This is a genomic window from Pseudohalioglobus lutimaris, assembly GCF_002866825.1.
Taxonomy (GTDB): Bacteria; Pseudomonadota; Gammaproteobacteria; order Pseudomonadales; family Halieaceae; genus Halioglobus; species Halioglobus lutimaris.
Genome location: NZ_PKUS01000007.1, coordinates 77094 through 92723, shown reverse-complemented (window position 1 = coordinate 92723; position 15630 = coordinate 77094). Strand labels below are relative to the sequence as shown.

Genomic DNA, 15630 nt, shown 5'->3' with positions numbered 1-15630 from the left:
GAGAACACAGTGAAAAAAATAAATCTGGAAATCAGTGATAATGAATCCGGTGGCGAGCCGGAAGAGCACACTCAAACCTCAAGCTCCCGCCGGGACTTTTTACGTCGTTCTGCGGCTGGCGTGGGGGCTGCTGTTGCCGCTGGAACGGCTGCTCAGGGTTTTGCCGCCGAGAGCACAGATATTGCCAATGTAAAACTGCCGTCCATCACCATTCCCACCGACTTCACTGAATCACTCGCACAGGATGCCAAGCCCGGAAAATTTGAGGGTCGCGGTATGAGCGGCGCAGAAGTGTTTGCCAATCTGTGCAAGGCAGAAGATCTGTCGGCGTTGTTTTGTTGTCCGGGTAATTACACGGTTATCAATGCCCTGGCGGCGGCGGGCATTCCCAGCTACGGCGGGCGTTCCGAGGGTGCCATGTGTGCCATGGCAGACGGTTTTTCCCGCGCTACCGGCGAAGTTACTGCCACGTCGGGTACCGAGGGGCCTGGTTTTACCAACATGATCATGAACATCGCGGCGGCGAGCGCGGCCCGCACACCGCTGCTGGTGTTGGCCAGTAATATGCAGATGGCTGGTGACGATAGAGAGGCCTTTATTCAGACGGGATACCAGCAACCAACTACCGAGGGCATCAAGAAATACGGCAAACGCCTTATCGACCCCTCGCGGGTACACGAGTACGGTGGCTACGCTTTTCGACAGCTGAAGTCGGGCGTACCCGGCCCCGTTCATCTGGATTTTCCCGCTGAAGTTGCTCGAGCAAAATTCAAGGACCCCTCGGAACTGAAGGATTTTTACGATAAAAGTAAGTATCGCACTGAATCGCGCTGCTACCCGGCGCCCAGTGACATAAAGCAGGTAGTGAACCTGATCAGCAAGTCCAAACGGCCCTTAATTGTTGCCGGCCAGGGCGTATTCCAACGCAAGGGTTGGGATGCTCTGAAGCGTGTTGCGGAGCGCAACCAGATAGCTGTAGCGACATCAGGTCCCACTCGTGGCACTTTTCCGGACGAGCACCCGTTGTGTGTAATGGCAGCACCCGATGCGCTATTGAGTGCAGACCTGGTTATTTTTGTTGGCCAGTACTGCATGCCCAGCCCGGGAGAGTATCGCTTTAACCCGGAAATAAAAGCCATTCGAGTCCACCCCGTGCAGGAAGACCTGGGGCGCAATTGGCCGCTTGATCTGGGTGTTGTCAGCGATGAAACATTATTCCTCGAGGCCTTGGCCGATGCTGTTGGGCGCAAAAAACGCGGGGACTGGGTATCGGAAATTGGTAAAGCCAAGCAGGCTTACGAGACACAGATAGAGGATGTGTATCAACTGGGTCTCAAGTATTCCAAGCAAACTAATATGTTGCACCCGGCGGTAATTGCACGTGATGCCCAGCACTTCATCGATAATGATATCGAAGATCGCCTGGCAGTTGTTACCGGCGCCGGGGGCTGGACAACCGGGCTGTTTGCAGGGCGGTACCTCAGAGCGAATCGCCCCGGGCATATGATTGTGCCCCCCTATCAATACGGCGCCATCGGCCCGGACATGTCCATGATGATGGGTGTTAGTGCGGCCGTTCAACGCGGCGTTGGCCCACAAGCTGGCTACGAAGGCGCGCCAACCTTGTGTATCACCAGTGATGCCGGTGTGGCGTACAGCATGTTTGAACTGGACACTGCTGCCAAGTACAAGCTGCCGACTATTACCGTGATCTACAACAACAACGCCTGGGGCGTATGGCCCAATGCAGCTCGCTCCGCCAGGTCTATGCATATGTATTTATTCCAAGAGAACCTGCGCTACGATCTGATGGCGAAAGGCCTCGGGGCCAACGGCGAATATGTGCGCACGCCGGAAGAGTTCCGCGCGGCACTGGCGAGAGCCTACAAGTTGGCAAGAGATGAGAAAGTCTCTTCGTTGATTAACTGCCAGGCCATCAAGGAATTTACCTCTCCGCGTGATTATCCGCCGGGTATTGCTCTCAATGCGGAGCCCGGAACAGGCGCTGTTGCGCACTGATGAGCGATGTTTCATTGGTCGGGGACATCCTGGAGGAATACGCCGCACGCGGCGTATTCCAGGGTTTTAGCCGTCAGCAAGCGGGGCAAAAACGTGGCCTGTACCGTGTTCAGTGGCACCGCAGGCAATTGTTTGAAATCACCTACGACGGAGTGAAGAAAACGCTGCGCATTAGCTGTGTATTGCCCCAGGTGCCTGCTAAATCGTCGATGTACAAGGAATTCAAACGCTGGCTAACAACCCGACAGGATGCAGCCCTTCCGGATCACCGTCGCTGCGATGCGGAAAAAGTACGATTGAAAACCTATAACCGCGGCGGTGACATCGCACTGACACTACAAATGCTGGATGACGACCTGGAGTACAGCGTCCGAAAGCTGGTTAGTCTGGTAAACGAAATTTACCTGGACTTCTTCTCCAGCGGTTTGTATTTCGATTGGCTGATTGAGACCTTTAATCTGGATCCCGATAATCCCTATTAAGCCACCTCAATAAATGGGGGACAGACCACGATTAACCGCTTTCTTCCGGCCTTCTCGGCACTTACTCCATCGAAGCGGAAGCCGGGGCGAGTTTAATGGAACGAGAGCAGGTTCGAGAGCAAGTTCGAAAACACCCAATGATCAACCCCTGCGAAACACCAGCTGAATGGTGAAACCGTGGTCTGTCCCCATTTATTTATTCTTTACCAGACCACTGGTCATGAAGGTAATGAGTGGTCGAAAGTCCTCTTCCGTACAATCGAAACACCCACCCATTGCCGGCATTGCCTGAAACCCATCCATTGAATTATTCAACAAGACCTCCATGCCCTTGGCTGAGCGGTCCTGCCAATCAGAAAGTTGTCCGGTTAGCGGCGCGCCTGTGCCTGCCATGCCATGGCAGACCGCACAGTTGGTATCGTAGATATCCTGCCGCCGTGCATCCAGCCTGACTACCTCGACTCCGGGCATTGCAGACTGGGATGCGCCGGTGCTGTCATTGCCCCCGTCACAAGCTGCAAGCAGCGACAGCGGCAAGGCGAAAGCAAATGCTTTCACAAACGGTATTCTCTTCATCATTTTGGCCTCGTACCTGGCACCCAATCTTAGTCTATCCCTTAACTACTCACACGTGATTCGACGATTACCCTGTCTGTTGAAATACCGGCCACAAATTCTCGATATCAGCACCACGTACAGTGACCAGGTCACCGAACTGCAGGAAGACAAACTCGCTTTGTTTGGGACGCAGAAAAACGAAGTCGTCAACACCCAGTTGTACTTTGTTTGATGCGTTCACCATTTCCTGGTTAGAGCTGTGCCCCCATAAGCTGTTGCGCTTCAAGCCCGGCGGGTTTTCATACTCTGCCTGCCAGTTGCCCCCATATATATAAAAGGCCTGTTGGCGGTTTGGATTCCAGGCGGCGAAAACGCCTGAGGCCCACTCCAGGCCTGCCAACTGTACTGAATCATAATGCTTCAGCACCGGAGTGGCTATAAACGCAGCGGGTTGATGATTCTCCAGCGTCGGAATATCAAAATCTGTCGGCATCACCAGACCGGACCCGGCACACAGGTCATTGAAGAAGGTATCTTCCCCATATAACTGATAGGTTTGGCTGCCCGCGATATTCAATGTCAGTGGATGGTCAAACAGTTGCGGCTGACGATCTCTCGCTGACTCATACAGAAGGTGGTAGTGCTCAACTGCCTTACGCCAGGATGAATTCAGGCTGGGCATTTTGACGATATGCGCTTCGTAGCCCATAAACCCGGAAAATTCCAGATGTACCGGGTCAGCGGCAATGATATCCAGGGCCCCGTTTAGCGCTTCCGGCTCAGAAAAACCGCCACGGTGCAGGCCAATATCAAGTTCTAGCGCGACACGCATTTTTACACCCAGGGAACGGGCCAATTCATGGTACTGCCTGAGCCGCTCCGGCGTGTCGATGAGCCATTGTAATTGCTTCTGAGGGTCAAACCCTGTTGGCTTCAGCTTGCTATAAAAAGTAGCGACCGCCGCTATCGGCTGCGGCTTTCCCATCAAAACATCTGCATCCGGGCAATTATCAGTGATGGTGTTCAGGAAAGGCTGGTGAAACACCATCAGTGCCTGGGTATTTGCTCTGCGCATGATGTACTGCAAAAGCGGGAGCGAGGGTAGCGACTTTACAACAATGCGATAAGTCTTGGGGGACTGGATTGATGAGCGCACCTGGTCAATATTGGCATCCATTCTATCCAGGTCGACTATCATGGTCGGCCTGGCAATGTTCTCACTTTTTAGCGCATTGTTCAGCCTCGCGAAATAGGGGCTGTAAGGGCCACCCTCATTGCGTTGCCTGAGTAAAGCGGCTGAACCGATGGCTGCAGCCCCGGTGCCGAGCAAAAAAGTTCGTCGTTTCATTGTAGGCTTATCACGGTTCGCCAAAGATTTCGCGGAGGTACGGGTTGAGCATACGGCCTTCTGGGTCCAACTCGCGACGGATCTGTTTGAATTCTTCCCAGCGAGGGTAGAGCACAGCCAGGTCCTTGTCTCTCAGGCTGTGCCATTTTCCCCAGTGTGGCCGTCCCTGGTATTTGTGGAATACGGGCTCAACGAGGGCAAAGTAATCGCGCCACCTGGGCTCATCGGCAAACTGGTGCACAGAGATGGCACAGCCGTCGCGCTCGCTGAACATCCCTATCATGGTGTCATCACCCTTGATATAACGATACTCCAGTGGAAAGCTCACTTCGGGGGCATGCGCTTTAATAGTAGCCAGTACTTCCCGAAGGCAGGCAACGCCCTGATCAGCCGGCACCGTGTATTCCATCTCCATAAAACGCACCGTACGGGGGTGAGCCAGCACTTTGTAAGATGGCCCAATACGGTGCTTGGTATCGCCAAAGGCATAATCCAGCACATTGTTGTAGATAAAATCTTCGCCTGCGGGAAGTTTGCGAGTCACATCAAATACTTTACGCAAGTCATTCAACGCTCCCGGGTCGTCTTCGATATTATCCGCAGCACCGGCCTCAGCTTCATTGGTTACCACCACAATGGTGCGCCTGGAGTGAGGTATGGGAAAAAGCTCAAACTGTTGGTTATCTCTGATCAACGGCTCAATGTCTTCCAGCACCTCGTCAATATCTGCCAGCCATTCCTGCTGATGCAAGCGGTGTTTTTCCCGGTTCTGGAATCGCAGGCGTGTGATAACTCCCAGCGAACCCAGGCCGGTGCGGGCGGCATTGAACAGTTCTTTTTCGTTATCAGCGTGCAGTTCAAGCACTTCTCCGCGTGGAGTGACAAGTTGCAAACCGATTACATAGGATGACATGGAGCCCAGCGCAGCGCCGGTGCCATGAGTGGACGTGGAGATGGCCCCCGCCATGGTCTGGTAGTTGACATCAGACATATTGACAATAGCCTGGCCGAGATCTTCCATCATTGGGCCATAGGCGAACAACTTTGTGCCTGCCCAGACCTCGGCCTGCAGTGTTTCTTCGTCGTGACTGACCACCCCTTTGAGGCGATCCAGAGTGAGCATGCTGTGATCGGTCGGCACCAGACCGGACCAGGAATGTCCGGACCCCACGGGGCGAACAGGCCCGCCCAAAGTACGCATAAAATCAACGACTTCTTCTTCCGACTGCGGTGCGGCAATATGGCTGGGTTGGCTTCTATGGTTACCTCCCCAGTTGGCCCATTTGATTTGACGTTTGCGCGCTGCCTCACCTACTGCCGTTGCCAGCAGCGGGTTGAGCATCAGGGCTGCTGACACTGTACCGCCCGCACCCAGTAGATTGCGTCGCGTCCAGTGTTTTTTACTGCCCATTATCTACCTCCCAATCCGAGTGGTATCTTTATAACATCTAGAGGCAATAGGTGGAATTGGGGACAGACCACGATTAGCCGGTTTCGACCGGACTTACCTGTATTCCCTTCATCGAAGCTAAAGCCGGGCTGAGCTTAAGGCAGCGAGAGATGGCTCAAGATTAAAGCAGCGAGAGCAGGTTCGAGAGCACTCAACGATCAACCCCTGCGAAACACAAGTTGAACGGAAGAACCGTGGTCTGTCCCCTTTTACTCTTTTACTCCTTAAACTAACGACTCAGCACGCTCACTATAAACAGCCCTGCCCCAACCAGTGACTCGGTAATCAGTCGATACACAGGGTGGTTGAACCACGCTTTGTACCGCCGCATTTGTGCGTCCAGCGCGTCGCGATCATAGTAAGCGCCATTCTGCACCACTGCTGTGCGGGTACCGAGGTTGCCGAGATCCCGTGTGGGGTCCTTTGCATAAACCACGAAGTCTGCCGGGGCACCGACACTGAGTCGGCCGTAGGCCGGGCCGTGCAGATAGCGCGCCGTGTCTACGGACGAAATCTCCAGCACTTGCTCCGGGCTCAGACCTGTTTGCTCAAGCAGCTGCAGCTCTTCTAGCAGCCCGGCTCCGGGTACGATGAATTCTGCCGCAGAATCCGTGCCGCTGTGAAATTCCACTCCGGCCTCATACAGTGCTCGAACCGCCCCCTGCGCCTGCGGATAGAGCGCACGAAACTGGTCATGCTGTGCGTCACTCAATAGACGCGCGGAAACCAACCCATGTTGCGGATGCCACAACTTGTTCCGATAGTATGATGGCAGTAATGCGGCTGCATCAGATTGTTGCAGGTCTGTGGAGTTCTTGAGCGCAAATTTCCGCTGCAGGGTGACCAGCGTCGGGGTGAGCGCAAATCCCCTCGTAATAGAGGCCTCGATCAGCGCCTGCACCCGCTGCTGATCCAGGTTTTTGAGATTCAGCAGGCGATGAATATACCCGGTGGCGCCATCGTCAGGGGACCTGGGCGCCCAACCCACAAGGTGTTGGATATCGTCGATATATACTGCACCGAAGTCCTGCCGCCAGGGCACGTGTCCGATAACGGACAGGCTCCTGTCATTTGCCGCTTCATATATCTCGCGGGAGGCGCCTGCAGTCAGCTCGTTGTAAACCTTGATACAGTCGTAACCCTCTGCCGCCACCTGCTCTACTGCGGCTTCTGCGCTGGCCTTGTCGGTAACGACCAGAGAGCTGGGCCACAGCGGTGGCTCTCCATCCAAAAAAGAGCCACAGCTCAGTATGCGCGGGCCGACATACTCACCCCCAGTGATAGCATCGCGCATCTGTGCATCGCCCGCGGCCATTCGGGCGCTTGTGACGCCGTGGTAGAGGTAAAGAAAGGCAAACAGTTCACTCTGACCTGGCAGCGGCAGCATCGGCCCGTGCACATGTGCATCAACCAGACCGGGCAGAACGTATCCGTTTATGCCGGCCTCGCGCGCCGGACGAACATCGCTGATATAGCCGTTCTCTACCGTCAGATCGACGGGCTGAGAATGAGATTCTCCAGGAACCACCAGCACAACCGACCGCAAAACTGCATTCGGATCGGGTATGGCCATAGCAGCGGGCGGCTGCAAGACGCGAAGCGTAATCGCACCGAGTGCAATAAAGAGAACTGCGGTGCAGAGAATAACCTTCAGTACGCGCTTCATATGGCTGACATCCAATCTACGAGCCGCTGGCTAATGCACATGAGGTGACCCCTATGCATCAGCCAACAATGGTGCAACCCAAAGCTGCTCTCAGGCAAGCTTCGCTTTTACTTTGGTAATTTGCGACTGTAACCAGGCCACTTCACTAAAGGTGTTGTAACCCTCCTGCGCGCGCTTGAGTAAGGCGTGCAATACATCAAGCTGGAGTTTCAGAGCCGCCTGGCTATCCTCATCAGCGGCCAGCGCTGCCTCGGCCATCATCATCGCCTGCTCAAACTTGCCTGCAGCGAGCATGGCTCTGGCCTCTTTCACGACATTCTCTTCCCCTGCCATGCGCACAAGCTCAGGGTAAATCTCATGGGGCCTGAAGGGGTATAGCTCGCTGGTATAGCGATACTGGAACCAGCCACCGGCCTGATTGACTGTTTCGCGCACGGTCCACTCTACACGGCCGTGTTGCTGGCTGAGGTGCGACAGGTTTTCGGGCAGTTGGATTTCACGCATCAGTTCGTAAACGTCTTTGCCTTCACTCAAACCCGCCCAAATCTCATCGTGTACATACTGGGCAGCGTCACGCATCAATACCAGTGATGCCATGATGTCCTCTTTGTTGGTATGAATCTGGTTCTGCTGTGGCAGTAGCATTTCCGGCTCCAGCGAAATGATTGTGTTGATGGTGTCAATGTACTCTGTGAGTATCCGGTTGCGGTCCGCACGTACTGTTCCCAGATTCGGCCACATGGGAAAATCCGGGCCTACCGAGCCGCCACCCGCGAATAGAATCTTCTCTTTGGGCAACCAAAGTCCCGCCGAGTTAATACCTTCGGCACCGGGCAAGGAAATCACCTCAAACTGCACGCCTCCCAGTTCAAACTTGTAGCCGGCTTCGTCTTCAACCAGAATGTCAGGCGTTATCACCTCGTATGGAAATGGTTTCGCTTTTTTCTTTTTCTCACTGCCTTTCTGGTCCAGTTCCGGTGCCCAGTTGTACAGTGCGGCGTAACGGGGCGACAGGTATTCTTGCGCCTTCTTCCGATGGATCATGTACTCCATGGAATTACGCGTCATGATAATTTTGGTATCGTCCTCCCTGATGAGATCGATACCGCCTATATCGTCATGCTGGCCCTGAGGGAGGAATATGTATTTGACGGGGCCGGTGATCACCTCTTTCAACAGCGCCATTTGTCGCGGCGACTGATGGGCAAAACCCGTGTCGATAATGATGGCACCCTCAGCGGTATTCACCACATAGGAATTGGCAAGGCCCGATACGTAATAAATATTGTCGGTCACCTGAAAACGCTCAACCGGCAGCCGAATGAGGTTGCCAGTCGGTGTGCCTCCCGCGCGGACGTCCTCTGTGTTGAGGTCAACTTCTTCAGCGGCTATTCCGGGAGCCGCTGTAAGTGCCAGTAAGCTGAAAAGAGTCGATCGTAATAGAACTGTTAGTTTGAGCATATTGAGTACCTCTCTATGAATCTTGCAATCTGGTGCATGAAGCCTTTACAGGTCTTCTTACAGACGCGATTTAACATTTCAGAAACTGTAGCGGGCGGTTACTCCCACAACACGCTCTGGCAATATATTGGTCTGGGTGTATGACCCGCCGCTGAGTGCAACATCGTACTGGTCGGGACCCTGTTCAAAGGTGACAGCATCCTCATCGAAGACGTTTTTTCCCCACAGGGAAACGTCCCAGCTATAGTCACTGCTACGCCACCCGAGAAAGACGTCTAACACTTCGTAGGATTCAAACGTCTGGGCCACCTGCCCCAGGCCAGCTGATGCATCTGTGTTCTGGCGTTCGTCGGTGTATTTGAACAAGCCGCGCACATACACCTGGGTGTCGTTGCCCAGCGGAATGAAGTACTCCGAGTTAAGTGAGATCGACCACTCCGGCTCACCGCCAAGCGGTTCGCCGCCCAGATCACACATACCCAGCACTTCGCCGGGCGCGCGATCGTTACAGGGCGCTGATACTTCGTCCCATTCGCCCTTGTTGTAGCTCAATGAACCGCCAAAATCCCAGGTCTCAGTGAGTAACACACGACCATCCAGCTCCACTCCCCAGATAGTGGCGTCGCCGTTAAAGATCAGACCACCGGGCAGACCCACCGGGGAGCCTGTGTCATCCAACACTTGAGTCCCGCGCACAAAGCCCAGATAGCCATCGAAGGTCTGGTAGTAGAGTGCGCCGTTCAAGCTCGCGCGGTCGTCCCACAAGCGGCTTTTGAAACCGATCTCGAAAGCGTCGCTGGTTTCTTCATCGTGAAGCAGGTCGTCAACGCCATTGGGTAAGAACTCAATAGTAGGGCTGGGGACGATTGAAATGCCGGTGGGCCGATAGCCGCGGTTGTACGATGCATATAAATTGGTGTCATCGCGCCAATCCCAGCGCATTGCCAGAGACCCTGTCCAGGCATCCTCGCTGGCAGACTGCTTGTCTTTGGGTACGCCGATTATCGGGAATCCCTGACTGAACTGGGCACTGATCAGCTCGGTCAACGGCTCGAAAGCAGGTGGCACATAAGTGAGGCCTTCGAATTCCACATCCGCCCTGCGGGAGCGGTCGTAGTCTGTCCAGCGCAATCCGAATTCCAACTGCACTTTATCGGTAAGGTCCAGGGTATTGAAGGTGAAAACCGCAAACTCACTTGCGTCTAACGGCAAGGTGGCAAGAGACTCAAAGCCAAGTGCGCCAATAGGGCCGCCCAACCGAACCGTGTTGGCTAGAGCTTCAGTGCTGGTTTCCTGGTCTCTGTGATACAGGCCCACCATGTAATTCCAGAATTCATTCTCCATAGAGGCCACTCGAAATTCATACACCCAGCTTTCCACGTCTGTGGTTGACTGCTGAAAGGTGGGCGCGTCCACTTCTGTAAACTGCAGTGAATTAGCGCGATCAATCTCGGTTGCAGATTTCTTGTGTGAATCCTGATATGCGACGATACCGGTAAGCTGAAGACCTGCCACCTCCCAATCCATAATCAGGTTCGCCACATTGAAATCGAAATCACCGTAGTTGTCAGTCTTACCCAGCGCCTTATTGTCGCCAGGCCGTAGTGCGGGCCGTACACCCAGAGTATCAATGCCAGCCATTGCTTTGGGGTCATCTGCGGAGCGGTCCAGGTACTGATAGATAAATTGCGCTTCAAAGGCATCGGTAGGAAGCCAGATGGTGCTGATTCGGCCTGAGTATGCCTCCAGTTCCTGATCATCAAAACCGGTAGTCAGGTTTTGAACATCGGCGCCACTGCTGGCGTCATATACACCGGCGACGCGAATACCCAGCGTGCCTACGATCAGCGGAGTACCGTATGCCACCTGGGCATTAAGGCCGCTATTATCGGCCACAGAGCCAGATACATACCCGCTGACCTCATCCACATCAGCGCGTTTGGTAATCATGTTCAGTGCGCCCCCGGGAGATGTTGCACCCTGCAGTGTTCCCTGGGGGCCGCGAAGAATTTCAATGCGCTCCAGGTCGTACATCTGACTAAAGGCAACATCCGGCCGCACCACTGCATCGTTCCAGTAGACATCAACTGCTGCAGCCACTCCCGATTCAGGATCAATACTGACCCCGCGCAGGGAAATCGTCGAATTGCGCGCGTTGGGCGATGACAGCGTAAGGCCTGCGGTTTGTTGTTCTATGGCACGAAAGTCAAAGGCGGCGAATTTCTGCAGATCCTGTCCGCTCACCACATTCACAGTCGCGGCAATATCCTGCACAGTTTCGCTGCGCTTCTGGGCAGTCACTACCACCTCTTCAAGCACAAGATTTTTGGCAGGGGCGGACATCGCAGCGGCAGACAGCGCGGATGCCAGCATGGTCTTTCGAAAAACAGGTGTAGCCTTGGTGTTGAGCAACATGGAGTGAAGCCTCTTAGTTATTGTTTAACACGCCACTTCAGCCACCCATTCTGGTCTCAGTGCGTGTCATATCGTTTCCAACCCATCTGAGTTAACTGGTTCTATCGTGAACCGCTGATTATTCTGTCGTCACGGCTGCCAGCATTGACTGCCATGTCTACCCATTTGCTGGTCCCACACAGTTAAGCACTGCCACTCCTGATCCGGCCAGCGCATACAGCGGCAGGCCAGCCAGCCGACAGGGATGCCGAAAAAACTCACACAACACATTGATTTATATGTATATTTATTTTTGACGATTTGCTGGTATTCAGACAAAGATTGGCAAAAAGCAGACGCCCAAGGCCTACTAGACTGGTGTTTCAAAGAATGATTCACCAGGCTGTACTGGCTTTGAAGGGGAGGAAGGGGCTCTCGCAGAAGATCGGGTTATGCGTCAGGCAGAGAGGCTTTTGCGGTAGGCACTGGGCGTCGTATTTCGCAAACGTTTGAAGTGCCGATTGAAAACATTAATGGAGCTGAACCCGGCGTCCTGCGCGATATCGGCGATATTCTGACGCCTGCTCACATCCGCCTCCAGCAGGCGGCATGCCTCATCCACGCGAAATTTGTTAATAAACTCGTAGAAGTTCATCCGCGACTGGGTGTTGATCACCTGGCTAAGGTAGTCTGACCGGCTCCCCACCCTGTGGGCCAGGTCTGCGATTTTGAGACCGGGCTCAACATACGGTTTATCTTTCTCCATCACGGTCGTCAGCTTCTCCCACAAGCGCTCCACCTCTTCATCGCGCAAGCCGGATTTCAGGTATTTGCCACTTCCATTCTCTGGCGCATGCGTCGTTTCCGGCTCTGCGGCAGACTCGGAAGAAGTCGCGGCTTCAGAGGCAATATCGAAGATGCGAGGCTGGCGCAGCCCCATCAGGCCGATGTAATAAATAGTTGCCACACTGGCGACTGCTGCGGCCACCACCCGTCGACCGAAGTGCAGCACTTGAAGTCCCTGGAGCAACTCAAAAATGCCTGCAACAACAGCACTGGCCAAACACAACCAGAGCAGCCACCTGAGCCAGCGCAGGTTTATATTCTCCAGATTGGAAAACTCCGACCGAATAGTCACCTGGTGGCGCTGGATGTAACGCAGAGCCACCGCAGAGTAGATTGCCAGAGAAACGTCGACCGGCAAGGTGACAAAGGAGATTCTTGACTTAAGCTCCAGAGGAACGTCGCTGTAGCTGTCATACTGGCCAAACAAATCGCCAATCATCAGCCCTGAAAAGGAGATAATCACGGCCACCAGCATAGGCGTGAAATGCCAGAAATAGGCCGGCCTTAAAGCAAAGCCTTTATCCACCAACGCGTGCACATACAGGTACAGCAGGGGGCCAAATGTGAGACTCAGATGTTGCAGCATGTAGATCGGCATTCCGGGCATCAATAGCTCACCCGAGTAGTAATAGGACAGCGATATTAACCGGAGGGATTGGGCCAGGAGAAATGCCGCCAGAATTCGATTGGCGAGCCGGTTGCCATAGGGAACGGTGGCGATGGCAAGTGCCAGAATCAATCCCTGCGCGGCGCCCAGGTTGGCAAACCAGGTCAGCCAATTCATGCAGTCGACACCTACTCTCTCGTTTTTGTCCTGGCCTCAGGATAAGTAATCGCCCCAGGGGAGGCAAGCCACGTCTCCCGTGACCGCGAATAGTGTATACAATGAACGGGAACTCACTTTACGGGTCAGTCGCATATGAAGAAGCGGACACTGGTTATTTCTCTGGTCTTTGCGGCAATTGTCGCCGGTGCACTGGTCATCAATGCCAACCTGGCTGGTATCGTGGCATCTCGGCAGCAACAGAACGATGCGCTGATCGAAGAGTCCATGGCCTACCACATAGGTACGCTGGCGTACCTTTACGCTTACCCGATCGTCGATATGACGCAGCAAATGCACAATGAAACCCATCGTGTGTCTGACGATCAGCAAGTGTATGCGCCGGTCAACCGCTTGTATCGATTCCCCGAAATCGTGGGTCCGGATACCGGGGGTAACCTGCGAGCGCCCAATAACGACACGCTCTACTACAGTGGCTGGTTCGACGTCAGCGAAGAGCCTCTGATTATCCATACTCCTGATACTCAGCGGCGTTACTACACCATTGCCGTCACTAATCTCTACAGCGAGGTGGAGCACATAGGTCGGCGTACGACGGGCACAGAGCAGGGGTACTTCGGACTCACGGGCCCCAACTGGACAGGAACCCTGCCTGATGGTGTCAGACAAGTACCTGTAGAGAGCGAACAAGGCTGGCTGCTGGGCCGCATGCTGGTTGAGGGGCCAGAGGATTACGAAGCTGCTATGGCACTGGTGAACGATATCTGGCTGGCCTCGTTGTCGGAATTTACACCCGGCCAGCGGCCGAAGATGCCGCCAGAGGAAGAGGCGTCAGCCAGGGAGGTCATCAATAATCTTGAATTCTTCAGTATTTTTCATGCACAGCTTGAAAAGCTGCCTCCACGCGCTGCTGAAGCCGCGTTGATGGCACAGTTCGAGGCGATCGGGTTGGCGCGTTCCAAACCCTTTGACCCGGCGACGCTGAGTGAAGCAGCGCGCCGCGGTCTGGCAAGGGCAGTGGAGGACGGTGAAGAGATAGTGAAAGCTGCCGCGCAACGCACCATTCCCGACTATAACGGATGGATGATCTCGAAGAAGATTGGCCGTTACGGCTTCGACTATATGCACCGTGCCTCGGTAGCACTGGGTGGCTACGGCAACCTACCTGAAGAATCGCTATACCCGGCGATGATTTTTGACCCGGACGGTGAGCTTATGGAAGGGGGGCAGGTTTATCAGCTTCACTTTGCGGCCGACGAAATGCCACCGGTGGATGGGTTCTGGTCATTGGCGGCGTACAGGCTTACAGACCAGCAGTTGGAAGAAAATGAGCTCCAGCGCTACAGCATTGGCGACCGCACCAAAGGCCTCCGCTACAACCCTGACGGCTCGCTTACACTGACGCTGCAACATGAAAGGCCCGACGACCCCAATACGAACTGGCTACCCGTACCAGCGGGTAACTTTATATTGGTGATGCGGCTCTATGAACCGGAAGCCGCGGTGCTTGAAAATGACTACCTGCTGCCCGAATTGCAACGTCTTGCGCACTAGGGTGTTCGCGAGCTCGATAATTTGCGGCTCAGAAATACCAACCCAAGTGCGGTAAGTATCAGCCCGCCTATTGGCATAACGGGCACTGGCTGTAGTCGCCTGATCGAGACCAGTTCATATCGCCGAAAATGGCGACAGGCCAGCATGGCAACCCCGGTGATGCACACCTGCGGAGTCACGCTGATACAGGTCCGAAACAGTACTCGTCTCACTCAGCGCACAGCCTCAACAGAACGGATGGTAAACCATGGATCGACGTCACTATTTTCTTTCACTTTCTGTCGCTGTTTCGCTCGGCCTTGCGCTGGGCGTCTCCATCAAGACGGCACAAGCTGTTCCCTCAGTCGACCCCGATGTAATCGGGGCTGACGCCGCGGGAATTCCAACAAGTCTCGCGCCATTTGGTGACGGCTACCCCAGGGCAGGAACGCCCTGCCGACGCCTGGGAGAGAGCCCGCTGACCCGCGATTACCTTGACGATAGCGCGATACTGGTGGGTTGCAGCGACGAGGCATTCGCCCGCACTCTGGGTGGCATACAGGTCGATACGCTATCCGGCATAACTCTGGTTTCCATATCAACGGGCGACGCTAATACGGGTATGCCCAGCAGCCTGGCGCCAGCAAATCCTGAACCGGTGGATGCGCTTGTGCCGGGCACCCGCTACCATGCAACGGCTCAACTGCCCTGTAGTATCGATGGCGAGATAGCAGGCCAGCGCTGCCCCGCCGGCGTGATTCGCAACTGGTCTGAAGACGGCACAACGCTGGTCGAAGTCTCCAAACCGGATGGGATGAGGCGCGCGCTGTTCTTTCAAGGAAACCGGGCAATTGGCGCAGACAGCGCGGAGGCAGACGGTTCCGCCGGCTGGGACTTCAAGGTCACGCGTGATGGAGACACCAGCGTTATCCGCTTCGGGCCGGAAACCTACGTGATAGCCGACGCGTTTGTCGTTGGCGGGTGACAGCGTTTTCCTCACATTAGCCAGGGATTAGGCGGTAGCCCGGGTGGCCCCGCATTTGACGCTCTGGAAGCACCTGAGACGTGCCGCTTTGCGGCTGGTCTGCT

11 protein-coding genes are annotated in these 15630 nt (G+C 54.7%); 4 read left to right on the top strand and 7 right to left on the bottom strand.

Translation table 11 applies throughout. The features are described 5' to 3' along the window. Positions 1–9 precede the first annotated feature (9 nt). Together C0039_RS07550 and C0039_RS07545 are read left to right on the top strand one after the other, a co-directional pair. Positions 10–2019: a thiamine pyrophosphate-binding protein gene (locus tag C0039_RS07550; RefSeq protein ID WP_165787060.1), complete on the top strand. Its 2010-nt coding sequence runs from the start codon at positions 10–12 to the stop codon at positions 2017–2019. Further along, positions 2019–2501, top strand: coding sequence for a hypothetical protein (locus C0039_RS07545; protein WP_101517733.1), 483 nt, complete (start codon positions 2019–2021; stop codon positions 2499–2501). The genes C0039_RS07550 and C0039_RS07545 overlap by 1 nt, the downstream gene beginning before the upstream one ends. A 192-nt stretch (positions 2502–2693) precedes the next feature. Here the strand turns inward: C0039_RS07545 and C0039_RS07540 are convergent, their stop codons facing one another. The 7 genes from C0039_RS07540 to C0039_RS07510 form a co-directional block, all read right to left on the bottom strand. Further along, positions 2694–3080: a c-type cytochrome gene (locus C0039_RS07540; protein WP_076000941.1), complete on the bottom strand. Its 387-nt coding sequence runs from the start codon at positions 3078–3080 to the stop codon at positions 2694–2696. A gap of 64 nt (positions 3081–3144) precedes the next feature. Further along, positions 3145–4407 carry a DSD1 family PLP-dependent enzyme gene (locus C0039_RS07535; RefSeq protein WP_101517732.1) on the bottom strand — a complete coding sequence of 421 codons (1263 nt, stop codon included), beginning with the start codon at positions 4405–4407 and terminating at the stop codon, positions 3145–3147. A 10-nt stretch (positions 4408–4417) separates the two neighbouring features. Then, the gene (locus C0039_RS07530; RefSeq protein ID WP_101517731.1) at positions 4418–5818 is read right to left on the bottom strand and encodes a D-arabinono-1,4-lactone oxidase; all 1401 of its coding nucleotides are present in this window, start codon (positions 5816–5818) and stop codon (positions 4418–4420) included. Positions 5819–6086: 268 nt separating this feature from the next. Beyond that, a complete protein-coding gene (locus C0039_RS07525; protein ID WP_101517730.1) occupies positions 6087–7523 on the bottom strand; it encodes an amidohydrolase family protein in 1437 nt (478 codons plus the stop codon). Between the two features lie 90 nt (positions 7524–7613). Further along, positions 7614–8984 carry an alkyl sulfatase dimerization domain-containing protein gene (locus tag C0039_RS07520; RefSeq protein WP_101517729.1) on the bottom strand — a complete coding sequence of 457 codons (1371 nt, stop codon included), beginning with the start codon at positions 8982–8984 and terminating at the stop codon, positions 7614–7616. Between the two features lie 78 nt (positions 8985–9062). After that, positions 9063–11399: a TonB-dependent receptor gene (locus C0039_RS07515; protein ID WP_243391576.1), complete on the bottom strand. Its 2337-nt coding sequence runs from the start codon at positions 11397–11399 to the stop codon at positions 9063–9065. 436 nt (positions 11400–11835) lie between these two features. Then, a complete protein-coding gene (locus C0039_RS07510) occupies positions 11836–13008 on the bottom strand; it encodes a helix-turn-helix domain-containing protein (RefSeq protein ID WP_101517728.1) in 1173 nt (390 codons plus the stop codon). Between the two features lie 135 nt (positions 13009–13143). On the opposite strand from C0039_RS07510, the gene C0039_RS07505 reads away from it, so the two are divergent. Then, on the top strand, positions 13144–14562 hold the full coding sequence (locus tag C0039_RS07505) for a DUF1254 domain-containing protein (protein WP_101517727.1): 1419 nt from the start codon (positions 13144–13146) through the stop codon (positions 14560–14562). A gap of 247 nt (positions 14563–14809) precedes the next feature. Next, positions 14810–15526 (top strand): hypothetical protein, encoded by a 717-nt coding sequence (locus C0039_RS07500; protein ID WP_198171629.1) that lies wholly within the window; start codon positions 14810–14812, stop codon positions 15524–15526. Positions 15527–15630 lie beyond the last annotated feature (104 nt).

Bases quoted from the DNA above. Each gene is read 5' to 3' on its own strand.
- C0039_RS07545 (WP_101517733.1), top strand. From the start codon at position 2,019: ATGAGCGATGTTTCATTGGTCGGGGACATCCTGGAGGAATACGCCGCA.
- C0039_RS07540 (WP_076000941.1), bottom strand. From the start codon at position 3,080: ATGATGAAGAGAATACCGTTTGTGAAAGCATTTGCTTTCGCCTTGCCG.
- C0039_RS07535 (WP_101517732.1), bottom strand. From the start codon at position 4,407: ATGAAACGACGAACTTTTTTGCTCGGCACCGGGGCTGCAGCCATCGGT.
- C0039_RS07530 (WP_101517731.1), bottom strand. From the start codon at position 5,818: ATGGGCAGTAAAAAACACTGGACGCGACGCAATCTACTGGGTGCGGGC.
- C0039_RS07525 (WP_101517730.1), bottom strand. From the start codon at position 7,523: ATGAAGCGCGTACTGAAGGTTATTCTCTGCACCGCAGTTCTCTTTATT.
- C0039_RS07520 (WP_101517729.1), bottom strand. From the start codon at position 8,984: ATGCTCAAACTAACAGTTCTATTACGATCGACTCTTTTCAGCTTACTG.
- C0039_RS07515 (WP_243391576.1), bottom strand. From the start codon at position 11,399: ATGTTGCTCAACACCAAGGCTACACCTGTTTTTCGAAAGACCATGCTG.
- C0039_RS07510 (WP_101517728.1), bottom strand. From the start codon at position 13,008: ATGAATTGGCTGACCTGGTTTGCCAACCTGGGCGCCGCGCAGGGATTG.
- C0039_RS07505 (WP_101517727.1), top strand. From the start codon at position 13,144: ATGAAGAAGCGGACACTGGTTATTTCTCTGGTCTTTGCGGCAATTGTC.
- C0039_RS07500 (WP_198171629.1), top strand. From the start codon at position 14,810: ATGGATCGACGTCACTATTTTCTTTCACTTTCTGTCGCTGTTTCGCTC.